The following is a 22,111-nucleotide window of genomic DNA, read 5'->3' on the forward strand; positions in this document are numbered from 1 at the left end:
CGCCCCGACGCTACCCCCGGACCCGGGCGATCAGGTCCTGGATGAAGGGGATGACGTCCTTCGCCTGGTCGACGCTGGCGAATCCGGTCGCGACGAGCGGCCAGATCGAGCCGATGAGCGTCGCGATCACGGCGGCCACCGCGGCGACCCAGGCGAGGGCCGCGTTGCGGGAGAGGAACGCGACCGCGAGGCAGGCCAGGCCGACCGCGTAGCTGAGGACGATCGAGAGGACGATCGCGCCGACCGGGACGTCGAGCGCCCCGGCCGTGGTGCCGTCGGCCGCGCCGATCAGCCCGAGGACGGGCAGCAGCACGGCGACGACGACCACGAACGAGAGCACGACGCCCGTGCCGAGCGCGATCCAGGCCGCACGCGGCTTGCGTCGCGCGCCGTACGAGCGGGTGCGCACGGGACTACTCCCGACCGGCGGCGGACGACGCGCGGTCGTCCTCGGAGCGGTGGGCGTCGGTGTCGTCGGACGCGGCGTCGCGATCGGCCGCGGCCTCGTCGCGCTCGACGTGCTCGGACTCCTCCGCCGGAGCGACCTCGACGGTCGCGGTGCGGGGGTCGCCGTCGTCGTCGACCGGCTCGACCTCGACGCGGACCACGAACTCCGCGGTCTCGACGACGGCCGGGGCCGCGTGCGTCTCGACGCGGGGGTCGTCCTCGTCGCGCTCGGCGGCGCGCTCGTCGTCGGCCGTCTTCTGGGCGGCTGCGCGCTCGTCGCGCTCGTCGGCCGCGCGGTCCATCGCGTCAGCGGCGTCGTCGGCGGCGTCCGCCAGGCGTCCGCGGGCGGAGTCGACGGCACCGGAGACGGCGTCGCGGGCGTTCCCGGCGGCCTCCTTGGCGGAGTCGCGGGCGTCGGACGCGGCGCGCTTGGCGGTGTCGACGAGCGGCTCCTTGTCCTCCTCCGGCTTCTCGATCGGGTCGAACGGGCCGTGGACGTCGGTCGCCTCGACGTTGACGACGACGTGGCCGCCGGCGACCGGCTCCGCCACGCGCTGCACCTGATCGCGCACGGCGTCCAGGACCTCGCGGACGGGGTGGGGGTACTCGACGACGAGGTCGATGTCGACGGTGGTGACGCCGTCGGCCTTCGAGACCGTGACTCCGGGGACGGTGCTGGTGCCCAGCACGCGGCGGGAGGCGCGGTCGAGGCCGCGGGCGACGGCTCCGCCGAGGTGGTGGACGCCGGACACGCGCTGGGCGCTCTCGCCGGCGGCGGTCGCGACCCGGCTCTCGGTCGTCGCGGGCTCGGACGGCGTCGCGACGCGGCGAGCGGACTCGCGCCGGCTCTGCTCGTTCGGGGTCGACTGCTCGTCGGTGCGGATGCGCTCGACGGTGCCGGGCTCCATCGGATCGGACATGGGGTGCTCCTTCAGAAAGACTTCCATCCCGCCTGAGCGGGGCTCTCCGGCCCTCCCGATCGGGAGGGCCGGACGGTGGTGCCGGCGGCTACTGCACGCGGGCGGTGCCGCTCATCTTCGTCCGCAGACCGCTGACGATCTGAATGACGACGGGCGTCTCCTCGCCGAGGAGGGCGTCCCACTGGCGGACGGCCTGGTCGACCGTCTGCCGGGTGCGGGCGGGCGAGGCGCCGCGGCGGGTGTGCGCGGTGACGCGCAGCACCTTCTGGTGCTTGATCTCGAACGCGGTCACGTCGACCGCGACGATGGTCGGCTCCTGCGACAGAGCCTCCTCGAGGACCTGCTCGGCGACCTTCGCGTCGATGGTGACGGAGCCGCCCGTGGGCGTCCCCGCTCCCTCTCCGGAGCCGACGCGCAGCAGCGTGGAGGTGCGGCCGCGGCCCTGGCGCACGATGAAGCGCACCAGCAGCAGGATGAGGACGAGCGCGACGACCGCGATGACCCAGAGGATCCACGGGGTGCCGCCCGAGAGAGCCTGGCTCGTGGGGTCGGCCGCGTCCTGCGCGGCGGTGGACACGTTCTCCTGGACCTGCGGGAGCAGCGACCCCACCGCGACGGCGCCGCCGGCGAGAAGGAGGACGAGGCCCACGACGAACAGGAGCAGCCGGTTGAGGAATCGGTTCGTGGTGGTCATCAGCGGACCGTTCCCTTCTCGGACAGGCGCACCTTGGAGCGCAGGCGCGGGGTGCAGTCGAACGTGGCGAGCTCGGCGTCGACGGCCTCGCGGATCGGCGTGACGTCGATGCTGCGGCCGGAGGTGCGGGAGACCGTCACGTCGACGACGCGGGATCCGACCGACACCGACACGTTGTCGGGGTCGACGTCACCGGCGTAGCCGGCGGTGCGGGCGACGGCCTGCGCGATGACGCGGTCGTCGACGATCGCCGCGGTGCGGTCGGTGCTGACGGCGCGACGGCCGCGACGGCCGGGCTTGAGCGACACGACGATCAGGACGAGCCCGATCAGCGCGAGCACGGCGCCGGCGGCGGCGGTCAGCGCGATGGGCGCTGCGGCCGCGTTCAGCAGCGAGGACGCTCCGTCCTGGGGGGCCACGAGCAACGCGGGCTGCCCGAGGACGGCGAGGACCGCCTCCGTGCCCAGCCACGCGAACAGGAGGATGAGCAGCACGGCGAGGACGATCGCCGATCCGGAGCGGGACGAGTGCGTCTCGCGCCGCACCAGGCGCGGGTAGAGCGCCCGGCCGGCAGTGGTGGGAGTCGTCACGACACCCTCCTTCGTTCTCGGAGGTCGGCACCGGTGATCCGGAGGTCGACCCGGCCGATCGTGGAGCCCGTCAGTTCGAGGCAGCGCGAGCGGATGGTCGTCTGCGCCCGGCTGAGTCGGTCCAGCAGCGTCCCGGAGGAGCGGCGGCCCGTCCCGCCCAGGGGCGTGACGTGGATAGGAGCGTGCGCGACGACGTGGAGGCGTCCTCCCTCGTCGTCGAGCTCGACGGAGACGTCGGACGAGTCCACGTCCAGCGCCTCCGCGGTGACGGCCGACACGACTCGGCGCACGGCGCGCGAGCTGATCGTCGTGCGGCCGTGGCTGGCCTCGTCGGCCATCACCGCCGCGGTCACGAGGACCGCCGCCCGCGGAGGGTGCCGCCGAGGGAGCGCAGGTCGAGCTTGCCCTCGACGACCCGCCCGACGCCGTAGCCGATCGCCATGGCGAGCGCGACCCAGAGGAGCGCCCAGAAGCCGAAGACGAGGGCGGTCAGCGCGAGGACCGCGCCGAGGACCAGGCCGATGTGGGACGGAGTCACTTGACGCGGCTCTCGGTCTCGTCGTCCTTGTCGTCCGAGGGGATGAAGACGTCGGAGATGGTGACGTTCACCTCGGCGACCTCCATGCCGACGACCGAGGAGATCGCCTCGGACACGGCGGAGCGGATGCTGTCGGCGAGCTTCTGCAGCGCGACGGGGTACTCGGCGACGACGGTGATGTCGGCGGCGACCTGCTTCTCGCCGACCTCGACGGAGATGCCCTGGCCGCGGTCCTGCGCGTTGATCGCGTTGCGGATGGCGCCGATGGCGCGGGCGGCGCCGTTGCCCAGGTCGTGCACGCCGGGGACCTCGCGGGCCGCGATGCCGGCGACCTTCTCGACGACGCCGTCGGCGATCGTGTTCTTGCCGGCCGAGGTGGCGGTGCCGTGCTTGGCCGAGGAGGCGTTGGCGAGGCTGGTGGGGGTGACGTTGGTCATGATCTTCTCCAGATGGTCAGAGGTCGTGGCCGGGGCCGCGGTGCTCACGATCCGTGGCACATGATGAGGACGTGGCCCGGGGCCCGGACGTCCCGGTGGCTCAGCCAAGGTGCAGGAAACGTCGAGCGCGGATGCGTTTCGCGGCCAGCGGGCTGCACAGGCCCCCGCGGAGCACTCGCGGAGCGGCCAGCCGAGTGCACAAGAGGTGGAGCACAAGGGGTTCGCGCGAGACGGGTGAGCGGAGTTCGCGGAGCCGGATTGCTCGGTACTCGCCGTGGGCACGCCGCCGCCAGCTAGAAGGCGCCTCCGCAACCGCCACCCGCGCCGAATTTGAGCCGGGAGCGTCCCAAGCACGTAGGGTCTCATCCGAGCGATGCTCAACAGAGCGGAACTTATGCCGGTAATTCAGAGGAATTCGCGACGAATGAAGCGCGGAGCCGTTCTCGTTACCCTGCTGCTCTCAATCGTGACGGGTTGCTTCGTTCCAACCGCGACAGCTGCCGCGGCCGACGGAAGCACAATCGTCTTCCAGTGGAAGAATACCGAGAAGCGATCCCTGTTCGTCCGGTCAGGGGCTTGGAACGGAAACAAGGGCTTCGGTTGAGTAAAGATCCAGACCAAGCACAACATTCACAAATTTCAAACGCTCCGCTTCATCTCGAACAACCCAAAAGGTGCGACCTTCCAGGGGTCGGATGCTCTCTACGAGGCATACGCCAATAAGAAGGTCTGTACAGACGGGAAGTGCACCTACACGGACAGCATCCCCGTCAGGCTCGTCATGGCGTTTGAATATGTGTCCAATTACTACGGCGTCGACATCAACGGGACTCTCGGCGTGAAGACGAGCTACTGTATTGCGGACGATCGGTCAGGCGACTGCCCTGACTGGGTGGATCTAGCCTTCGCCGGTACCGTCTTTTCCACCAGTTCGGACAAATACCCTTCGGCGATTACCACCACCGTCGAAATGAGCTATTCGCCTCGAACTCGATTAAGCGACTGAAGGAAGGCAAGGAGAAGCAGGTGACTTCTTCCGACGTCGCCCGGTTCCTCAAGCACTTGCGGGCGCGAGTCGTAGACGTTCGCGATCCGCGCTCTGCAGCCCTCGTGTGGGTACTTGGAGTCGAGGACACGGAGGGTGATGCAGTCGTCCTCTACCGCGAGAGAGCGGGAGGTCCACTACTCGGGCGCCGCTACCGACTTCCTGAGTACGCGGCTCTGTTCGATATCGGGTCCTCGCCGGAGCGATTGGCCGACATTGCCTTCACCGACGATGTTTCCGACCCTACCGGCGGAGGAGTCGAGGATGCGGCCGCAGAAGAGCGAGCCGGGCTAGAGCCGGGCAGCGGGGTCCAGTGGGTATAAAGAACGAGAGTCATGACGTAACCGACGGACGAAACCAAACCGACACTATGCAAGACGGCTCGTAGACGGCGGACGATCAGAACCCGATAAGCGTAGAAGATCCAACTGAGGTGCCACAAGATATGGCGCTGTGCTCTGGTCTTCGCGGCAGACATACCCGGTTGCCGGACAAGTACATTGTATCGGTTGACTTCGGTAGACGGCTCAGGGTTATTTCGCCGTGACGGATGGTGGGGAAGAAGTTGCGAATCAAGAGGAGGTCGAACTCGAAGCCCTCGTGAACGGCATCGAGGTCATGTCGGTCTGCTGTGCGGAGGATGCGCGGACGGGATCCCCTGCTACGAGTCCGCGAGTGAGACGTTCTCGACGGAGTGAACGCCTCCTGCCGCGCCGTTCTTGCGTGGAGGCGCGCCGACACGATGCCCCCACCGGCGCCGGAGAGGCGTCGCGCTCCTCGATGAGCGAGAGGACATAAGCTCCCACACGTGGCAGCCGGCGCAGTGATGTACAACTTCGCGATACAGCTGGCTGATGTGGACCGCGGCGTCTACGAGGACATCACGTTGCGAGCCGCTCGGCACCCCTCCGAGACCGACGTGTACATGATGACGCGCGTGCTCGCGTACTGCCTCGAATACGTGGAGGGGATCACCTTCAGCGAGGGGATCTCGTCGACGGCGACCGAGCCGGCGGTGCTGGTCCGCGATCTCACCGGCAGGCTGACCACGTGGATCGAGGTGGGCGCGCCGGATGCCGAGCGACTGCACTTCGGGAGCAGGCTGGCCGACCGCACGACGGTCTACACGCATCGCAACCCGGAGAAGGTGATCGCGGCGTGGTCGGGCAAGCGCGTCCACCAGCTCGAGCAGATCACCGTCCAGAGCTTCGACCAGGGGTTTGTGGATGCCGCGGTCGCGGTACTCGAGCGCCGCAACACGCTGACCGTGTCGGTCGTCGAGGGGCAGCTGTATCTCGAGTTCAACGGCGTGACGTCGAGCAGCGGCATCCACGTGCATCAGCCGGGCTGAGCCGGCGCCGAGTGTCACGAGGTCCGTGTCCGGAAGACCGGTCGGAGGACACGATGGAGCGTCCTCCGAGACGGTCCCTCGGGACGCACCCGGAGACGACGAGGGCCCGGCACCGTCCCGAGACGGTCCGGGCCCTCGGGCTCGCAGGGCTGCGCGTCAGCGGCGCAGCGTGTGGCTCGGCTTCTCGTCGAAGCGCACCTGGTAGGCGCTCGCGAAGCGGCCGAGGTTGCCGAAGCCCCACTCGCGGGCGACCGCGGCGACCGTCGTCGAGCAGGGATCGCCGGCGATCAGGTCGGAGTGGGCGCGATCCAGCCGCACGTCGCGCAGGTAGACCGAGGGCGACACTCCGAGGTGCCGCTTCGTCGCCTGCTGCAGCGTGCGGGTGTGCAGGCCGGCCGCGCGGGCGGCGTCGGCCGGGGTGATCGGCTCGTGGGCGTGGTGCTGGAGGAAGTCCAGCGCGACCCGGGTCTTGGACGCGGACGGACGGCGCAGCACGGCCGGCACGTCCCACGCGCGCCACGGGAACAGCAGCAGCAGCACGCGGGCGAGGTCGAGCTCGGCGGTGAAGCGCACGAGCGGAGTGATCGCGGCCGTCGCGAGCGCGGCGCTCGCCTCGGTCACCGCGGCGCGCCAGCGGGCGAGGACGCCGGGGTCGGCGTCCGCCCCGTGGTCGAAGGAGACGGGCTGGCGGGGGCCGGCGTGCGTCTCGGTCGCGACGTCCTCGAGGAACCCGGGGGCGAAGTGGATGAGGTTCTGCCGGTGCGGCTCGAACTCGAGCCCGAAGTGCCGCTCCGCCGGGAACAGGAACGGGGCCGAGAGCGTGCCGGTCCGGGTGAACGGCGGGAGGTTCAGGCGTCCGCCGCCGGCGCGGAACCAGCCGACGACGTACTCCTTCAGGTGGGGGACCTGGCCGGTGAGGGCGCCGGAGCAGTCGGAGGTGCGCAGGGTCACCCGGTCGCTGCCGCGGACGGCGTAGCGGTAGGAGAAGCCGCGCTGCGACGGAGCGACGCGGAACTCGCCTCCGCCGTACGCCTCGGAGTAGACGGCGGACGCGGCGGACGGATCGTCGCCGGAGGCTTCGTAGCGCCGGTCGGCCCGCTCGTCGCCCGCGAACGGGCTGCCGAGGGTGAAGGTCGACTCGCTCATGACGTCCGCCCGGGGCGGCGGCGGAGGGAGCAGTGCATGGGGGACTTCTTCCGGGTTCGGGGTCCGTGCGCTCGGGGGGACGCACGAGGGGTACGGAATCAAGACGTGTCGAGGAGCCGGAATGTCACGAATCCCGTCTCGTGACGTCCCCCATCGGCGGCACTCGCAATCCGGCCAGCGGATTCGGCGGCCCGTTGTCAAGGCTGGTAGTCATGCCGGACGGCGCCCCACACTGAGGGCATCGGCGCGCGGGCACACCGCGGGCGGGACCGCGGAGGAGGCGCTCATCGACGACGACCCCCTCCTGAACGCGTCCGACGCGACCCTCGCCGCGCGCGCCGTCGACGGCGACGTGCAGGCGTTCGAGCAGCTCGCCCGCCGCCACGGCGCGCTCATGCGCGTCTACGCCGCGAAGCTCCTCGGCTCCGAGGCGGAGTCCGAGGACGTGGTGCAGGAGGCGTTCCTCACAGGTTGGCGGCGTCTGGCCGATCTCGACAGCCCGGCGCACATCCGCAACTGGCTGATGCGCATCGTCACCCACAAGGCGATCGACCGGATCCGCGTCCGCCGCCGCCACGACGACATCGACGACTGGGATCCGCCCGCGCCGCCCGAGCACTCCCCCGAGCGCATCGTGGAGGCACGACTCCAGCTGGACGCGGTCTGGGAAGCGCTGGACCGATTGCCTGCTGATCAGCGACGCTGTTGGCTACTCCGCGAGACCGCCGGCTACAGCTACCAGGAGATCGCCGACGCTCTCGAACTCCCCGTCTCGACGGTCCGCGGCCTCCTCGCCCGGGCCCGTCGATTCCTGCTCCACGAATTGGAGGCATGGCGATGACCGACGACGCCGCCGTGCCCGAGGACGACCTCGACGGCCACACGCTCGAGGAGCTGGGCGAGTACCTCGACCGCGGCCGCGAGCCGCGCGACCCCTCGATCGAGAACTCCGCCGCGTGCCGGCTCGCTCTCGCGAACCTCACCCGCCTCACCGAGCTCTCGGCGCGGGCGCTGCGCCAGGAGGCCGACCGCGAGCCCGACCGCGACGAGGTCTGGATCGCAGGCCTGCTCGACGCGATCCGCTCCGAGGTGCGCTCCGGCCGCGACATCCCCGTCCGCCACCCCGACCCGACCCTCCGCCTGGCGCTCACAGAGGCGGCCGTGCGCGGCATGATCCGCCGCGCCGGCGACACCATGGGCGGCGTGATCATGGGCCGGTGCACCCTCGACGGCGAGATCTCGGTACCCGGGGCCGTGATCCGGATCGACGTGACCTGCGCTCTCGAGTTCGGCCTGCCGGTCGCCGTGGCCGCCGACAGCCTGCGCGAGCGCATCCGCTACGCCCTGGAGCGCCACACCGAGCTGACCGTCGGCGACATCGACGTCACCGTCGACGACGTCTACCCCCCGAGGGACGAGGAGCGACCGTGATCGCCGGGCACGAGGACGCCGGCACCGCCGGCTATGACGACACCGCCCTCTCCCAGCGGCTGACCGCCGGGATCCGCGACACCGAGGGGGTCGCCGGCGTCTACCCGGCGCAGCCGATCGTGGAGGCGGCGGCCGACGCGCTGGCCGTCAAGCTCGCGCTGCGCAGCCCCGACGTGCTGGTCGACATCGACCGGTCGGAGGGGTTCACGACCGTGACCGCGCACATCGCCGCCTCCGCCTCCCTCCCGGCCCCCGAGACCCTGCGCGCGGTCGGCGAGAGGATGCTGGCGCTGCTCAGGGCGGACCCCTCCGTCTCCGGCCCCTTCGCGGTGAACGTGAAGGTGCGCCTCGTCGAGGACTCGGGCCGAGCCGAGCGCTGAGCCCCGGCCGGAGGCGTGCCGCGAGGCGAGCAGCAGGGCCCGGTGCAGGTCAGCGGGCCGGCGGCTGCCGCCCCGACGGGGCGACGCCGGTCGGCTCGGTCTCGGAGGGGACCACCACGACGGCCGAGCCGTCCGATCGCGGATCGCTGGCCGCGTCCCAGCCGTGCTCGGTCGCCACGATCAGGTTGCTGTGACCGAGGAGCTCATCGCGCGGCGGCACGACGCGGACCTGGAAGCCCTCCTCGGCGATGGCGTCGCGCGCCGCGCGGGGGACGTCGGCCTCGACCGTCACGGTCTCCTCCACATCGCCGTCGTCCTGAATCCCGACGACCCACCGCGGTGCGGAAGTCGCCTCGAGTGCGGAGGATCCGGCGACGAGGCGCAGGAGGAGGTGCGTGTGGATCTGAGCCTGCGCCTGGCCTCCCATCGTCGCACCGGCGTAGGCGAGCGAGCCGCTCCGCTCGACCAGCACGGGCATCAGCGTGTGCGGTGGCCGGCGCGAGGGCGAGTAGGCGGCGGGATGCTGCGGGTCCAGGGAGAACGAGGTGCCGCGGTTCTGGAACAGGATCCCCGTCTCCTGCTCGAGGACGCACGCGCCGAACGCCCAGAACACCGACTGGACGAGGGAGACCGCCCACCCGTCGTCGTCGACCGCGACCAGTCCGACGGTGTCGCCCGTCGCCGGCGCGAGCGGGGTCCCGGGCAGGGACGCCGGTTCCGCCATCGCGATCAGCGCGTCGGCGTCGTGGTGGGCCGTGTCGGGATCGGAGAGCCAGCGACGGCGGACGCTGTTGCTCGCGAGGAAGGTCCGCGCGAGCAGGCCCGCGTCGGCGCCGAGCGGGTCCGGCCAGGCCGCGGCCTCAGCGGTCAGGGCGTTGCGCAGGAAGGCGAAGCCCTGCGAGTTGGGGCGGCCGGTGTGCAGATCGAGGCCGAAGACGCGTCGGGTGAGCGGTTCGGACACCGTCGGGCGGTACTCGGCGGCGTCGTCGACGTCGAGAGCCGAGCCGAGAGCACTCAGTCCGGCGATCCAGCGCTCGGCGAGGGGGCCGCTGTAGAAGGCCGCGGTGCCGTGCTCCTGCAGCGTCTCGAGCGTGCGGGCGAGCTGCGGCTGGCGCAGGGTGTCGCCGTCGACGAGGCCCCGGCCGTGCGGGAGGAAGAGCGCGGCGCAGCCGGGGTCGGCCGCAAGAGCCTCGCGGTCCACGCGGATCGCCGCACCGACCGAGCGGGAGACCGGAGCGGACTCCGCCAGCATCCGCGCCGGCTCGAGCAGCTCGCCCAGGGGGAGTCGCGCGCCCGCGTCGTGCAGGACGCCCCAGCCGGCGACGCCGCCGGGAAGGGTGACGGTGTCGATGCCGCGGGAGGGGAGCCGGTCCTCGTAGCGCGCGCGCATCGTCTCGAGGCTGCTCCGGCGCGCCGAGGTCCCCGTCGCGTTGATGAAGCGGATGCGGCCGTCGGGGCTGCGGACGAGCGCGACGAGGTCGCCGCCGAGAGCGACGTTGTTCGGGTACACGACGCAGAGCGCCGCCGCGGCGGCGATGGCCGCATCGACGGCGGAGCCGCCGGCGCGCAGTGCCCGCTCGCCGGCGGAGGTCGCCAGGTAGTGCGACGTCGAGACGGCCCCGCTCATCACTCGTCCCCCGAGACGGTCGTGCGCTCGGCCGAGGCGAGCAGGATCTGCTCGAACACGGTCCGGACGTGCTGGCGCGCGGCTTCCTCCGCGAGTGCGCCGTCCTTCTCCGCGATGGCCTCGTAGATCCGGCGATGCCCCGCGTTCGACGTGTGCAGCCGCGCGACCGACTGCAGGGTGCTGCGGCGGCTGGGCGCGATCCGGGTCGAGATGAGGTCGGTCAGCTGCGCCAGGAGCGGATTGTGGCTGTACACCGAGATCGTCTGGTGGAACAGTCGATCCAGTTCCGAGTACCGGGCGAGGTCGGTCTCGGCCTCCATCTCGTGGACGAGGGTCCTCAGCTGCTCGATGTCGCGGGCGGAGACGCGCTCGGCCGCGAGAGCGGCGATGGGCGGTTCGATGAGGGTGCGCAGTTCCATGATCTCGGTGAGCTCCGTGCCCTGTCTCGTGGCCGCCGGCAGCATCGCGGCGAGGGAGTGCGCAGTCGTTCCCGACTGCGAGGAGGGGGCGCGCACCGTGGTGCCGCGTCCCGGCTTGCGATCGATCAGACCGCGCTGCTCCAGCTCGTGCAGGGCCTGTCGGACCGAGACGCGCGACACTCCGAGCTGCTGGGCGAGGGCCTGCTCGGTGGGGAGGCGCTCACCCGGCTTCAGAGTGCCGTCGAGGATCGTCCGCTCGATGTCGAGGGAGAGCTGGTCCGGGAGGGAGAGGGTGGGCGAGCGTCGGAGCGCAGACCATTCCATGGGATCCCCTTCGGTGTGACGTGAGTCCACATTGACGGTTGGTCCTACGAACTGTCAAACTCCGTCTTGGACGATCGTTCAACTGATGCACCACGAGAGGAAGCGACATGATGCGCACTCGACTCGCCGCTCTGTCCGGCATGGGAGCCCTCGCTCTGCTGCTCGCCGGCTGTGCCACTTCAGCCGGCGGCTCCGACGCCGAGAGCGGCGGAGGTGACGCGCTCGGCCTGATCGAGCCGGGCACCCTCACCGTGTGCGTCAACCTCGAGTCCCCGCCGAACGTGTACGCCGAGGCCGACGGGACGCCGGTCGGCGTCGAGGTCGACCTCGCGAAGGACATGGCCGAGCAGATGGACCTCGACATCGCGTTCAGCGAGCTGTCCTTCGCGGGACTGATCCCGGCCCTGCAGGCGCAGCAGTGCGACACGATCATCTCGTCGCTCTACATCAAGCCCGAGCGCGAGGAGATCGCGAGCTTCGTCCCCTACCTCCTCTCCGGCTCCGGCATCCTCGTGGCGAAGGACAACCCCGCGGGCGTCGAGGGCTACGACGACTCCCTGTGCGGCACCAAAGCGATCGGCATCAACGGCGCGACCGGCGCCGGCCTGCTCGAGGAGCAGTCCACGGCGTGCACCGCCGCGGGCGAGCCCGGCATCGACGTGACGCTGACCGACAAGGCGGCGGACGCGCTCCAGCAGGTCATCGCGGGGCAGCAGGACGTCTACCTCGACACCGCCGAGGGCGCCGCCTACTTCGCGAAGCAGTCGGAGGGCCGGCTGGTCCCCGTCGGCGAGACCGTCGGGGAGATCCAGATCGGCGCCGCGTCGCTGAAGTCGAACGCGGCTCTGCACGACGCGCTCACGGCGTCCTTCGCCGCACTCCAGGAGGACGGCACCTACCAGAGCGTCCTCGACACGTGGGGCTTCGACGCCCTCGACATCGCGAACGCCTCGTCCTGATCACCTCGGGGGGCGCTGTCCGACAGCGCCCCCTCCTGGCAAGGAGACATGATGACCTTCGACTGGTCCTACTTCTGGGAGAGCCTGCTCGCTCCCAGTCCGCGATTCCTCAGCGGACTCGCGCTGACGGTCCTGATCTCCGTGACGGCGATGCTCCTCGCGCTGATCGTCGGACTGGGGATCGCGCTGCTCGGCCGCAGCCGCTTCCTCCTGTTCCGCCTCTTCGCGAGCTTCTACGTGTGGATCATCCGCGGGACGCCCCTTCTCGTCCAGCTGGTCATCCTCTACACGGGCTTCGCCGCGATCGGGCTGTTCCGATTCGAGGACCAGGACCTCGCCGGAGTCCTCGTGAAGGGCGCCGTCCAGGCCGCCGTCGTCGGCCTGATGCTCAACGAGAGCGCCTACATCTCGGAGATCGTCCGCTCCGGACTGGAGTCGGTGGATCGCGGACAGAGCGAGGCGGCGCTCTCGCTGGGGATGACCCCCGGCGCCGCCATGCGCCGGATCATCGTGCCCCAGGCGATCCGCATCATGGTGCCGCCGCTCGGCAACTCCTTCAACGGCCTGATGAAGCAGACCTCCGTCCTCTCCGTCATCGGCGTGGCGGAGATGTTCCAGGCCGGGGCGACCATGAGTGCGGCGACCTTCAAGGTCTTCGAGATCTACCTCGTCGTCGCCTTCTACTACCTGGCGCTCACCACGGTCTGGACAGCGGTGCAGACCTGGATCGAGAACACGCTGAACGCCCGAGCGGGCCTCCCGCCCGCTGAATCGCTCTGGAAGCGCCTGTTCGGCCTGCGCACCCGCCGCCGGACGATCGCCCCGCAGCCCGTCCCCGTCGAAGCCGCGTGAGGGCATCATGACCACTCCATACACCACCCCGGTCCAGACCGTCCAGGCGGGTCCGCTCGTCCGCGCCGAGAAGATCACGAAGTCCTTCGGCGACAAGCGCATCCTGAACGAGGTCGATCTGGCGGTCGACGCCGGCGAGGTCGTCGTCCTCGTCGGGCCGTCGGGCGCGGGCAAGACGACGTTCCTGCGCACCCTCAACCGGCTGGAGCCCATCGACTCGGGCGAGATCTTCATCAACGGCGAGCGGCTGGGCTGCCGCGAGAGCGCGAACGGGCGCCTCGTCGAGCTCTCGGCCCGCGAGCTCGCCCGGCAGCGCGCCGACATCGGCTTCGTCTTCCAGCACTTCAACCTCTTCCCGCACATGAGCGTGCTGGAGAACATCTGGAGCGCCCCCGTCAGCGTCAAGCGCGAGACGAAGGCGGTCGCCGTCGCTCACGCGAAGGAGCTTCTCGCCCGCGTCGGCCTCGCGGACAAGGCCGATGTGCGGCCCCGATCGCTCTCAGGCGGTCAGCAGCAGCGCGTGGCGATCGCCCGGGCGCTCGCGATGCGACCGGCCCTGCTCCTCTTCGACGAGCCCACCAGCGCCCTCGACCCGGAGATGGTAGGCGAGGTGCTCGCCGTCATGAAGGACCTCGCCGTCGCGGGGATGACAATGATCATCGTCAGCCACGAGATGGGCTTCGCTCGCGAGGTGGCCGATCGGGTGATCGTGATGGACGCGGGCAGCATCATCGAGTCGGGCCCCCCGTCGCAGGTGTTCACCGCTCCTCGGAACGAGCGCACCCGCCAGTTCCTCTCGAAGGTGCTGTGATCCCGGTGAGCACGTCGGACGCCTGCGAGCAGCTGTACTGCCTGACCCTGGCCTGGGACGAGATCCCGGAGTGGATCTCGATCGAGGGAGGGTCCGACGAGATCCTCCTCGAGCCCGTCTGCGCCGTCCTCGTCAAGAGCTCGATCGGCTGGGTCCTGCTCGACACCGGGACCGACGCGCGCCGGTTCCGCGGCCCGGACGCGGATCGCGAGCTGTACGCGCCAGGAGGGCTGCCCGTCTTCCCCACCGACGGCGACCCTCTCCTGGACGCCCTCGCCGAGCACGGCCTGACGCCCGCCGACATCGCCCTTGCGGCCGTCTCGCACCTCCACTTCGACCATTCCGGAGGGCTCCGGCATCTGGCCGCAGCGGGCGTCGAGGTCTGCGTCCAGCGCCGCGAGCTCGAGTTCGCGACGACGACGGCGGGCCGCGAGGACGCCTATCTGCGCGACGACTACGACCTCGGCGGCCTGACGTGGCGCGTGCTCGACGGAGACGCGGTCCTCGCCCCCGGGATCGAGGCGGTCTCCACTCCCGGCCACACTCCCGGGCACATGTCCTACCGGGTGCGGATGGCCGAGTCGGGAACCTGGCTGTTCGCCATGGACGCCATCGACCTCCAGGCCGGCATCGACCGCGACCGCGTCGTCGGGACGCACGCGCTCCCGGAGGACGCACCCCTCGTGCGCACCTCCCACGACCGGCTGACGGCGCTGGCCGCGGCGGAGGACGCGCGCCTGATCGCCGGGCACTGCCCGGTCAGCTGGCCGGCCGTGAACGGAGCCGACGGCCACCGCTGACGGAGCCCCGGCCCGATCACGCCGACGCCGAGGACCGGCATCGGCGAGGCGGTGCTCGCGCCCCTCGACGGCGGCTCCGTGCACGCTTGAGACAATCGGAAGGGGCTCCGCGGGGTGGATCCGCGGCGCCCGGAAGGAGACCTGATGGCTGCAGCAGCGATCGCGCCCCCGAGTCGCAAGGGCGCGGAGCGGAAGGAGAAGATCCTCGAGACCGCGCTCGGCATCATCGGGCGGGACGGGCTGGCGGCCCTCTCCATGCGGACCCTCGCCGCAGAGGCCGCCCTTCCGCTCGGCGCGGTGAGCTACTACTTCGGGAACAAGCAGCAGCTGATCGTCGAGACGTTCGATCTGCACGCCCAGCGCGAGCTGCGCCGGGTCATCCGCACGATCTCCTCGATCGGGACGGCCGGTTCGGCAGCCGACCTCGCGCGGGTGCTCTCCGACTTCCTCATCGAGGGCCTCGAGAATCCCGACAACGCGATCGTCGCCGAGTACGAGTTCCTCATCGAGGCCTCGCGGGGCGCCGAGCTCGCCCGTGCGTCGACCGCCTGGCAGCAGTCGCTCCACGCTCAGCTGTCCAACGTGCTGCAGGAACGCGGGGCTCTCGATCCCGACGACGACGCCGGACTCGTCATGGCGGTGCTCGCCGGCCTCGAGATCGACAACCTCACCCGGGGCGCGCTCGCGAAGTCGCAGGCTGCCGCGATCCGGAGGTCTCTCGACCGCTTGTTCGAGGTGATGGATCAGTCGTGGAGGCGGTCCGCTCCGCAGACAGGCGCCTGAGGTCGCGGGTGACGGAGGACTCCGTCGGCGTCAGCTGCTCGGGATGAGGGTGTACTTCGTCGAGAGGTACTCGTGGATGCCCTCGGCGCCGCCCTCGCGGCCGATGCCCGACTGCTTGACGCCGCCGAACGGAGCGGCCGCGTTGGAGAGGACGCCCACGTTGAGGCCCATCATCCCGGTGTCGAGAGCGTCGATCATCCGGTCGCCCCGGGCGAGCGACTCGGTGAAGACGTAGGAGACGAGTCCGTACTCCGTGTCGTTGGCGAGGCGCACCGCCTCCGCCTCGTCGTCGAACTCCACCATCGAGACGACCGGTCCGAAGATCTCCTCCCGGAGGATGTCGCTGCCGGGCTGCACCCCGGTCACGATGGTGGGCTCGTAGAAGCTGCCCGGGCCCTCGAGAGCGCGCCCGCCGGTGACCAGAGTGGCGCCACGGGTGACGGCGTCCCTGACCAGAGCATCGGCCTTCTGCACCGCGGAGTCGTCGATGAGGGGTCCGATGGCGACCCCCTCCTCGGTGCCCCGGCCGACGCGCATGCTCATCACCGCGGAGGCGAGTCGCGAGGCGAACTCGCCCGCGACGGCGCTGTGGACGAGGAAGCGGTTCGCGGCCGTGCAGGCCTGGCCGGTGTTGCGGAACTTGGCCGCGAGGGCGCCGGCCACCGCCTTGTCCAGGTCGGCGTCCTCGAACACCACGAACGGGGCGTTGCCGCCGAGCTCCATCGAGGTGCGCAGCACGTTCTCGGACGCCTGCTTGATCAGCGTGCGACCCACCGGCGTGGACCCGGTGAAGGAGAGCTTGCGCAGGCGCGGGTCGGCGATGATCGGCTCCGACACGGCCGCCGAGGCGGACGTCGTGATGACGTTGAGCACGCCGGCAGGCAGTCCCGCCTCCTGGAGGAGGGCGGCGAGGAGCAGCGTCGTGAGGGGCGTGAGCGTGGCCGGCTTCACGACGACGGTGCAGCCGGCGGCGAGTGCCGGAGCGATCTTCCGCGTGGCCATCGCGAGGGGGAAGTTCCACGGGGTGATGAGGTAGGACGGGCCGACGGGGCGCTGCGAGACGACCATGCGCCCGGTCCCCTCGGGGTTGCCGCCGAACCGGCCGGAGATGCGCACGGCCTCCTCGCTGAACCAGCGGAGGAACTCACCGCCGTAGGTGACCTCGCCCTGCGCCTCGCCGAGGGGCTTTCCCATCTCGAGCGTCATCAGGAGCGCCACGTCGTCGCGGCGCTGCTGCAGCAGGTCGAAGGTGCGGCGCAGGATCTCGCCGCGCATCCGCGGTGCCGTCCGCGCCCAGGACTCCTGGGCGTCGACGGCGGCATCGAGGGCCCGGAGCCCGTCGGCCGGGCTCGCGTCGGCGATCGCGGCCAGGCGGGCCCCGGTCGCCGGATCGTGCACCGGCACGGTCCTCGATCCGGAGGCATCAACCCACTCCCCACCGATGAAGAGGCGTGTGGGGACGCTGTCGAGGAGCTCGCGCTCCGTCAGTGCTGTCATCGTGATGAGCTCTCTCGCGGATCGGTCGGGGTGGTGGGAGGGGATGACGCGTCGGCTAGTCGGTCTCGGAGCCGCGGCAGTACGGGCAGTCCGCTTCGTCGCAGTCCCACTCCAGTACGGGGAGGCCCATCGCTCAGGGGTAGAGGCCGCGGAGGCGGTGAGCGTCGGTGACCCGCTTGACGGCCAGAGCCGTGGCGGCCGCCCGTAGGGTCAGGTCGTGGAGGGAGGCGAAGGCGGTGACGTCGTTCCATCCGGAGCGCATGCGCTCCGCCAGTCGGCTCTCGACCTCGTCGAGACTCCACCGGTAGGCCTGATTCGACTGCACCCACTCGAAGTACGAGACGATCACTCCCCCGGCGTTGGCGAGGATGTCGGGGACGACGAGCACTCCGGCGGCGGCGAGGACGCGGTCGGCGTCGCGGGTGGTGGGGCCGTTGGCGCCCTCGACCACGATGCGGGCCCTCACCCGGGAGGCGTTCCCCGCGTGGAGGACCCCCTCGACCGCGGCCGGCACGAGCAGATCGACGTCCAGCTCGAGCAGCGCGGAGCTCTCGAGCGCCTCCGCGCCGGGGAAGCCCACGACGCTCCCGTCGGCGTCGACGTGGCGGCCGAGCGCCTCGACGTCGATCCCGGCCGGAGAGTGCACGGCGCCGTACTGGTCGGAGACGGCGACGACGGCGACGCCGGCCTGGTGCAGGAAGCGGGCGGCGTCGCGGCCGACCTTGCCGAACCCCTGGACCGCGGCCGTGGACGAGGAGGCGTCGATCCCGGCGGTGTCGAGGGCCGCGAGGGCGACGTGCACGACCCCGCGGGAGGTGGCGCTCGCGCGGCCGAGCGAGCCACCGAGGCTGAGGGGCTTGCCCGTCACGACTCCCGGGACGGTGTGGCCCTGGCTCACGGAGTAGGTGTCCATCATCCACGCCATCACCCGCTCGTCGGTGCCGATGTCCGGGGCCGGGATGTCGTGCTGGGGGCCGATGATCGGCAGGATCTCGGTCGTGTACCGCCGGGTCACCCGCTCCAGCTCGGCACTGGAGTACCGGCGCGGGTCGATCGCGATCCCGCCCTTCGCGCCGCCGTACGGCACGTCGAGCAGAGCGCACTTCCAGGTCATCCACATGGCGAGCGCGCGGACCTCGTCGACGTCGACGGAGGCGCTGTAGCGCAGGCCCCCCTTGGCGGGGCCGCGGGAGATGTTGTGCTGGATCCGGTAGCCGGTCAGCACCTCCACGGTGCCGTCGTCGCGTCGGAGCGGGATGCTGACGGTGAGCTCGCGCCGGCTCGCGGCGAGCATCGCGTGAGTGCCCTCGTCGTAGCCGTGGAAGGCGACCGCCTCCGCGAGCTGTGCGTGGGCATCGGCCAGGGCCTGGCTGCCGCCTCCGTGCGCTTCCGGGGAGGGCCCCGGCTCGCGGGAAGGGGTCGAGGCCGCCGCGGCCTGCTGCGGTGCGGCGGCCATCAGCCGGCCGCCAGAGCGTCGCGCAGGACGTCGAGTCCGTCGTGCGCCAGCTCGTCGGAGATCGCGAGCGGAGGGAGGAAGCGGATGACGTTGCCGAAGGTGCCGCAGGTGAGGAGCACCAGTCCGGCCGCGTGCGCAGCCGCAGCGATGCGACCGGTGAGTGCCGCGTCAGGGTCGCCCGTAGCGGGGTCGACGAGCTCGATCGCGAGCATGGCGCCCCGGCCGCGGATGTCGCCGATGCGGGGGTCCGCGCCGCGCATCTCCTCGAGCCGACCGCGGAACAGGATCTCGAGCTCGCGGGCCCGCTCGACGAGGTCCTCGCGCTCGTAGGTCTCGATCGTGGCGAGCGCCGCCGCGCAGGCGAGGGGGTTGCCGGCGTAGGTGCCGCCGAGGCCGCCGACGTGCGCCGAGTCCATGATCTCCGCCCGGCCGGTCACGGCGGAGAGCGGGAGGCCGCCGGCGATGCCCTTGGCCGTGACGAGGAGGTCGGGGTCGATGCCCTCGTGCTCGCTGGCGAACAGGGCGCCGGTGCGGGCGAAGCCGGTCTGCACCTCGTCGGCGATGAACACGACGCCGTGGGCGCGGGCCCACTCGAGCAGGGCCGGGAGGAAACCGGGGGCCGGGACGATGAAGCCGCCCTCGCCCTGGATGGGCTCGATGATGACGGCGGCGACGTTCGCCGCGCCGATCTGCTTCTCGATCATCGTGACGGCGCGCGCGGCGGCCTCGGCGCCGGAGAGGCCGCCGTCGCGGAAGGGGTAGGAGAGGGGAGCGCGGTACACCTCGGGCGCGAACGGGCCGAAGCCGGACTTGTAGGGCATGGCCTTCGCCGTGAGCGCCATCGTGAGGTTGGTGCGGCCGTGGTACGCGTGGTCGAAGGCCACGACGGCCTGCCTGCCGGTGTGGTGGCGCGCGATCTTGACCGCGTTCTCCACCGCTTCGGCGCCCGAGTTGAACAGGGCGGTGCGCTTGTCGAACCGGCCCGGCGTGATCGCGTTGAGCTTCTCCGCGACCTCGACGTAGCCCTCGTACCCGGTGACGGTGAAGCAGGTGTGCGTGAACGCGGCGGCCTGGCGCTGCACCGCCTCGACGACCGCGGGAGCCGAGTTGCCGACTCCGGTGACGGCGATGCCGGACCCGAAGTCGATCAGCGTGTTGCCGTCGATGTCGCGGAGGACGCCGCCGCCGGCCGCCTCGACGTAGATCGGGAGCGCGATCCCGACGCCCGCCGCGACGGCGGCCGTCTTCCGGGCGTGGAGCTCGCGGGAGCGCGGGCCGGGGATCTCCGTGAGCAGCTCGCGCCTCTGGGCGAGCGTCGGGCCGCCGACGACGGTTGCAGATGCGGGCGATGCGGTCATCCGGAGTCCTCCTGATCAGGGCGAGTGGCCTCCACGCTAGGACGGCGAGCCGCTCCGGCCGGTGAGCCGGAGCGGCAGAGGTAGCGGGCAGCAATGCCGTCGCGGCAGAGGGATTCCGTCGGCTCTGCCGCTAGCCGACGTCCTGTCCGCGGCCGTGGGCGACCTGGTGGCCGCCGAGCACGGTGTCGTCGGCCTCGGCCGCGGCCTGCTCAGCCGGACAAGCGCTCCAGGCGCACTCGCAGGCCTGTCAGCATCGCGTCGAGGCCCGCCTCGAACGACGCCAGGGCGGGTCGGTCTCCCCGCGACGAGCGGCGGTTCGCAGCGGTGACGCGGCTCAGGGTCGGCGCGTCGTCGGGGCTGCGGAGCTCGAACATGTCGTCGGGCGCGACGGCGTCCAGGGCTGCACCGAGGATGAAGTCCTCCAGCGCGACGAGCGCGACCACCACGTCGTCCTCGGGCCACCCTGCGCTCAGGAAGGCGCCGACGACCCGTTCGTACATCTCCGTCGTCCGCCCGGCTCCGCCCAGGGCAGTGGTCGCGAAGACCGCGATCGTCGCGGGGTGGCGCGCGAAGGCCTCGCGGTACGAGCGCGCCCAGACCCGCAGCGCGTCGAACAGGGGGGTCGAGTCGAAGATCTTGACGTCGATCCGGTCGCTGACCAGCTCGCGGACCCGAGCGAGCACTTCCTCCTTGCCGGCGACGTGGTTGTAGAGCGCCGACGCACCGACGCCCAGGCGACGCGCCAGCTGCGTCATCGTGAAATCGCCCACCTCGTCGAGCAGCTCGACGGCGGCCTCGGCGATGCTGTCGGCGGTGATGAGGGGCGCGGCGGGGCGACCCGCACGTCGCGCGGAGCGCTGGGGTGCTCGTCTCTCGCGCTCGGCCTCGGGAGTCATCGGAGCCCGATCGTACTGCCCGCCCGCCCCCTCGCCAGCTGGGCGAGCGATGGATCTCGCCGGTGAAGTAAATGAACGGCATTCGTTTGATGCGGACATCTCGCGCGGGCCGAGCCGGAAACACGACCGTAACGAGTTGGTAATCCTTCGGAAAATCGTTGTTGTGGCGGGCGCCGAGCGCGTCTACTATCAGTTTTCACCAAATGAACCGCCTTCATTTGCGGCACCGGCGATCGTCGACGAAGACGTCCCGCCCGGACCGCCCGTTCGAACTGCACCTCACGCACCGCCACGCTGACGCTCTTCCAGCACCACGCCGGTCGAGTCACATCCGTTCCCGTCTAGAAGGTCTGCACATGCGCACATCCCTCCGTCTCACGTCCGCCCTCGTCCTCGCGTCGGCGCTCGCCCTGACCGGCTGCACCTCCCTCGCCCCCACCGCCGACTCGGCACCCGACACCGCCGCAGGCGATTCGACGGAGAAGGGGGCTGTGGCGATGAGCTTCGCCGGACTGGACATCCAGGTCTGGAACACCCTCCTCGAGAAGATCGGCCCGCAGGTGGAGGACGCCGGGTACGAGTTCCTCAGCGACGACCCGCAGTGGGATCTCCAGACGCAGATCTCCGACTGGGAGTCGTGGATCACGCGCGGCGACGTCAAGGCGATCATGGGCTACCCCGTGCAGTCGGACTCCATGGTGACGGTGACCCAGCAGGCCCAGCAGTCCGGCGTGGAGGTGCTCGGCTACGCCAGCCAGTGGGAAGGCACGAGCGCAGCCGTGCTCATCGACAACCGCACCGACGGCATCAACCTGGGCGAGGCGATGGGCGAGTGGATCAACGACAAGTACGGCAAGGGGACCGAAGTGCCGGTGGCTCTGCTCGGCTACTGGGACACCGACCTCGGGCGTGAGCGCTCGGAGGGCATCGTGGAGGGGCTGGAGAACGTCGACGCCGCCGTGTCGCTGACCGAGCACTCCGTCGTCTCGCTCGACGACGGCTACAAGGCCGCTCAGAATCAGCTCGCCGCTGTCCCCGACACCAAGGTCTGGGTGTCGATGGGTCCCGACCCCGCCACGGGCGCGTACCAGGCGCTGCTCGACTCCGGGGTGGACCCGGCCGACCCCTCCGTGGCTCTGGGAAGCATCGACGCCACCGATGAGATCCTCGACATCTTCACGAAGCAGGACTCGCTCTGGCGTGTGCTCTACTCGCCGCGACTGGACGATCTGGCCGACCAGATGGCCGACCTCCTCATCGCCTCCGCGAGCGGCGCGGAACTGGAGACGTCGACCCTCGGCTCCGAGCGCGTGACCGCGGACAACGCCGACTCCTTCTACGTCGGATGAG

24 protein-coding genes are annotated in these 22,111 nt (G+C 71.0%); 10 read left to right on the top strand and 14 right to left on the bottom strand.

The window, feature by feature from the left end; genetic code table 11:
- Window positions 1-10: 10 nt before the first annotated feature.
- The 7 genes from GSU40_RS16150 to GSU40_RS16180 all read right to left on the bottom strand — a co-directional run bounded on the left by GSU40_RS16150 (window position 11) and on the right by GSU40_RS16180 (window position 3,626).
- Window positions 11-409 (bottom strand): hypothetical protein, encoded by a 399-nt coding sequence (locus GSU40_RS16150; protein WP_104223994.1) that lies wholly within the window; start codon window positions 407-409, stop codon window positions 11-13.
- 4 nt (window positions 410-413) lie between these two features.
- Window positions 414-1,367 (bottom strand): Asp23/Gls24 family envelope stress response protein, encoded by a 954-nt coding sequence (locus GSU40_RS16155; RefSeq protein WP_160035858.1) that lies wholly within the window; start codon window positions 1,365-1,367, stop codon window positions 414-416.
- An 88-nt stretch (window positions 1,368-1,455) separates the two neighbouring features.
- Window positions 1,456-2,061, bottom strand: a complete 606-nt coding sequence (locus GSU40_RS16160) for a hypothetical protein (protein ID WP_160035860.1) — start codon at window positions 2,059-2,061, stop codon at window positions 1,456-1,458.
- Window positions 2,061-2,651, bottom strand: coding sequence for a DUF6286 domain-containing protein (locus tag GSU40_RS16165; protein WP_104225847.1), 591 nt, complete (start codon window positions 2,649-2,651; stop codon window positions 2,061-2,063). Before GSU40_RS16165 ends, GSU40_RS16160 begins: the two co-directional genes overlap by 1 nt.
- Window positions 2,648-3,004: a hypothetical protein gene (locus GSU40_RS16170; RefSeq protein ID WP_244229525.1), complete on the bottom strand. Its 357-nt coding sequence runs from the start codon at window positions 3,002-3,004 to the stop codon at window positions 2,648-2,650. Before GSU40_RS16170 ends, GSU40_RS16165 begins: the two co-directional genes overlap by 4 nt.
- Window positions 3,001-3,189, bottom strand: coding sequence for a DUF2273 domain-containing protein (locus GSU40_RS16175; RefSeq protein ID WP_160035862.1), 189 nt, complete (start codon window positions 3,187-3,189; stop codon window positions 3,001-3,003). Before GSU40_RS16175 ends, GSU40_RS16170 begins: the two co-directional genes overlap by 4 nt.
- Window positions 3,186-3,626 (bottom strand): Asp23/Gls24 family envelope stress response protein, encoded by a 441-nt coding sequence (locus GSU40_RS16180; RefSeq protein ID WP_104223989.1) that lies wholly within the window; start codon window positions 3,624-3,626, stop codon window positions 3,186-3,188. The genes GSU40_RS16175 and GSU40_RS16180 overlap by 4 nt, the downstream gene beginning before the upstream one ends.
- Before the next feature lie 1,853 nt (window positions 3,627-5,479).
- Here GSU40_RS16180 and GSU40_RS16185 point away from each other — a divergent pair.
- Window positions 5,480-6,022: a YaeQ family protein gene (locus GSU40_RS16185; protein ID WP_160035864.1), complete on the top strand. Its 543-nt coding sequence runs from the start codon at window positions 5,480-5,482 to the stop codon at window positions 6,020-6,022.
- 156 nt (window positions 6,023-6,178) lie between these two features.
- Here the strand turns inward: GSU40_RS16185 and GSU40_RS16190 are convergent, their stop codons facing one another.
- Window positions 6,179-7,168, bottom strand: coding sequence for a helix-turn-helix transcriptional regulator (locus GSU40_RS16190; RefSeq protein WP_160035866.1), 990 nt, complete (start codon window positions 7,166-7,168; stop codon window positions 6,179-6,181).
- A 121-nt stretch (window positions 7,169-7,289) separates the two neighbouring features.
- Here GSU40_RS16190 and GSU40_RS16195 point away from each other — a divergent pair, with 121 nt between their 5' ends.
- Genes GSU40_RS16195 through GSU40_RS16205 form a run of 3 tightly spaced genes read left to right on the top strand, consistent with a single transcriptional unit; the run spans window position 7,290 to window position 8,979 of the window.
- Window positions 7,290-8,009, top strand: coding sequence for an RNA polymerase sigma factor (locus GSU40_RS16195; RefSeq protein ID WP_160035868.1), 720 nt, complete (start codon window positions 7,290-7,292; stop codon window positions 8,007-8,009).
- Window positions 8,006-8,599, top strand: coding sequence for an Asp23/Gls24 family envelope stress response protein (locus GSU40_RS16200; protein ID WP_160035869.1), 594 nt, complete (start codon window positions 8,006-8,008; stop codon window positions 8,597-8,599). The genes GSU40_RS16195 and GSU40_RS16200 overlap by 4 nt, the downstream gene beginning before the upstream one ends.
- Window positions 8,596-8,979: a hypothetical protein gene (locus tag GSU40_RS16205; RefSeq protein ID WP_160035871.1), complete on the top strand. Its 384-nt coding sequence runs from the start codon at window positions 8,596-8,598 to the stop codon at window positions 8,977-8,979. Before GSU40_RS16200 ends, GSU40_RS16205 begins: the two co-directional genes overlap by 4 nt.
- Window positions 8,980-9,028: 49 nt before the next feature.
- On the opposite strand, the gene GSU40_RS16210 is transcribed toward GSU40_RS16205, so the two are convergent.
- Both GSU40_RS16210 and GSU40_RS16215 read right to left on the bottom strand, forming a co-directional pair.
- Entirely contained in the window at window positions 9,029-10,606 is a 1,578-nt protein-coding gene (locus GSU40_RS16210; RefSeq protein WP_160035873.1) for a gamma-glutamyltransferase, read from the bottom strand.
- A complete protein-coding gene (locus GSU40_RS16215; protein WP_160035875.1) occupies window positions 10,606-11,349 on the bottom strand; it encodes a FadR/GntR family transcriptional regulator in 744 nt (247 codons plus the stop codon). Before GSU40_RS16215 ends, GSU40_RS16210 begins: the two co-directional genes overlap by 1 nt.
- Before the next feature lie 107 nt (window positions 11,350-11,456).
- Here GSU40_RS16215 and GSU40_RS16220 point away from each other — a divergent pair, with 107 nt between their 5' ends.
- The 5 genes from GSU40_RS16220 to GSU40_RS16240 all read left to right on the top strand — a co-directional run bounded on the left by GSU40_RS16220 (window position 11,457) and on the right by GSU40_RS16240 (window position 15,554).
- Window positions 11,457-12,308 (top strand): ABC transporter substrate-binding protein, encoded by an 852-nt coding sequence (locus GSU40_RS16220; RefSeq protein ID WP_160035877.1) that lies wholly within the window; start codon window positions 11,457-11,459, stop codon window positions 12,306-12,308.
- A 51-nt stretch (window positions 12,309-12,359) separates the two neighbouring features.
- Complete coding sequence (locus tag GSU40_RS16225; protein ID WP_160035879.1) at window positions 12,360-13,160, top strand: amino acid ABC transporter permease; 801 nt, start codon at window positions 12,360-12,362, stop codon at window positions 13,158-13,160.
- Window positions 13,161-13,167: 7 nt separating this feature from the next.
- Window positions 13,168-13,971 carry an amino acid ABC transporter ATP-binding protein gene (locus tag GSU40_RS16230; RefSeq protein WP_160035881.1) on the top strand — a complete coding sequence of 268 codons (804 nt, stop codon included), beginning with the start codon at window positions 13,168-13,170 and terminating at the stop codon, window positions 13,969-13,971.
- Between the two features lie 5 nt (window positions 13,972-13,976).
- Window positions 13,977-14,771 (top strand): N-acyl homoserine lactonase family protein, encoded by a 795-nt coding sequence (locus GSU40_RS16235; RefSeq protein ID WP_160035883.1) that lies wholly within the window; start codon window positions 13,977-13,979, stop codon window positions 14,769-14,771.
- Window positions 14,772-14,915: 144 nt separating this feature from the next.
- A complete protein-coding gene (locus GSU40_RS16240; RefSeq protein WP_160035885.1) occupies window positions 14,916-15,554 on the top strand; it encodes a TetR family transcriptional regulator in 639 nt (212 codons plus the stop codon).
- Between the two features lie 30 nt (window positions 15,555-15,584).
- Here GSU40_RS16240 and GSU40_RS16245 read toward each other — a convergent pair whose 3' ends face one another.
- The 4 genes from GSU40_RS16245 to GSU40_RS16260 all read right to left on the bottom strand — a co-directional run bounded on the left by GSU40_RS16245 (window position 15,585) and on the right by GSU40_RS16260 (window position 20,761).
- Window positions 15,585-17,051 (bottom strand): NAD-dependent succinate-semialdehyde dehydrogenase, encoded by a 1,467-nt coding sequence (locus tag GSU40_RS16245; protein WP_160035887.1) that lies wholly within the window; start codon window positions 17,049-17,051, stop codon window positions 15,585-15,587.
- Between the two features lie 133 nt (window positions 17,052-17,184).
- Complete coding sequence (locus GSU40_RS16250; RefSeq protein WP_160035889.1) at window positions 17,185-18,507, bottom strand: Glu/Leu/Phe/Val dehydrogenase; 1,323 nt, start codon at window positions 18,505-18,507, stop codon at window positions 17,185-17,187.
- A complete protein-coding gene (gene gabT, locus GSU40_RS16255) occupies window positions 18,507-19,865 on the bottom strand; it encodes a 4-aminobutyrate--2-oxoglutarate transaminase (RefSeq protein WP_160035891.1) in 1,359 nt (452 codons plus the stop codon). The genes GSU40_RS16250 and gabT overlap by 1 nt, the downstream gene beginning before the upstream one ends.
- Before the next feature lie 209 nt (window positions 19,866-20,074).
- A complete protein-coding gene (locus tag GSU40_RS16260) occupies window positions 20,075-20,761 on the bottom strand; it encodes a TetR/AcrR family transcriptional regulator C-terminal domain-containing protein (protein WP_160035893.1) in 687 nt (228 codons plus the stop codon).
- 356 nt (window positions 20,762-21,117) lie between these two features.
- Here GSU40_RS16260 and GSU40_RS16265 point away from each other — a divergent pair, with 356 nt between their 5' ends.
- On the top strand, window positions 21,118-22,110 hold the full coding sequence (locus GSU40_RS16265) for a substrate-binding domain-containing protein (RefSeq protein WP_160035895.1): 993 nt from the start codon (window positions 21,118-21,120) through the stop codon (window positions 22,108-22,110).
- The last annotated feature ends 1 nt before the right edge of the window (window position 22,111 follow it).

The sequence above is a fragment of the Rathayibacter sp. VKM Ac-2805 genome (genome assembly GCF_009834265.1).
GTDB lineage: Bacteria > Actinomycetota > Actinomycetes > Actinomycetales > Microbacteriaceae > Rathayibacter.

Bases quoted from the DNA above. Each gene is read 5' to 3' on its own strand.
- GSU40_RS16250 (WP_160035889.1), bottom strand. From the start codon at position 18,507: ATGGCCGCCGCACCGCAGCAGGCCGCGGCGGCCTCGACCCCTTCCCGC.
- GSU40_RS16260 (WP_160035893.1), bottom strand. From the start codon at position 20,761: ATGACTCCCGAGGCCGAGCGCGAGAGACGAGCACCCCAGCGCTCCGCG.
- GSU40_RS16265 (WP_160035895.1), top strand. From the start codon at position 21,118: ATGCGCACATCCCTCCGTCTCACGTCCGCCCTCGTCCTCGCGTCGGCG.
- GSU40_RS16190 (WP_160035866.1), bottom strand. From the start codon at position 7,168: ATGAGCGAGTCGACCTTCACCCTCGGCAGCCCGTTCGCGGGCGACGAG.
- GSU40_RS16180 (WP_104223989.1), bottom strand. From the start codon at position 3,626: ATGACCAACGTCACCCCCACCAGCCTCGCCAACGCCTCCTCGGCCAAG.
- GSU40_RS16160 (WP_160035860.1), bottom strand. From the start codon at position 2,061: ATGACCACCACGAACCGATTCCTCAACCGGCTGCTCCTGTTCGTCGTG.
- gabT (WP_160035891.1), bottom strand. From the start codon at position 19,865: ATGACCGCATCGCCCGCATCTGCAACCGTCGTCGGCGGCCCGACGCTC.
- GSU40_RS16225 (WP_160035879.1), top strand. From the start codon at position 12,360: ATGACCTTCGACTGGTCCTACTTCTGGGAGAGCCTGCTCGCTCCCAGT.
- GSU40_RS16240 (WP_160035885.1), top strand. From the start codon at position 14,916: ATGGCTGCAGCAGCGATCGCGCCCCCGAGTCGCAAGGGCGCGGAGCGG.
- GSU40_RS16230 (WP_160035881.1), top strand. From the start codon at position 13,168: ATGACCACTCCATACACCACCCCGGTCCAGACCGTCCAGGCGGGTCCG.
- GSU40_RS16220 (WP_160035877.1), top strand. From the start codon at position 11,457: ATGATGCGCACTCGACTCGCCGCTCTGTCCGGCATGGGAGCCCTCGCT.
- GSU40_RS16215 (WP_160035875.1), bottom strand. From the start codon at position 11,349: ATGGAATGGTCTGCGCTCCGACGCTCGCCCACCCTCTCCCTCCCGGAC.
- GSU40_RS16210 (WP_160035873.1), bottom strand. From the start codon at position 10,606: ATGAGCGGGGCCGTCTCGACGTCGCACTACCTGGCGACCTCCGCCGGC.
- GSU40_RS16195 (WP_160035868.1), top strand. From the start codon at position 7,290: ATGTCACGAATCCCGTCTCGTGACGTCCCCCATCGGCGGCACTCGCAA.
- GSU40_RS16245 (WP_160035887.1), bottom strand. From the start codon at position 17,051: ATGACAGCACTGACGGAGCGCGAGCTCCTCGACAGCGTCCCCACACGC.
- GSU40_RS16155 (WP_160035858.1), bottom strand. From the start codon at position 1,367: ATGTCCGATCCGATGGAGCCCGGCACCGTCGAGCGCATCCGCACCGAC.
- GSU40_RS16200 (WP_160035869.1), top strand. From the start codon at position 8,006: ATGACCGACGACGCCGCCGTGCCCGAGGACGACCTCGACGGCCACACG.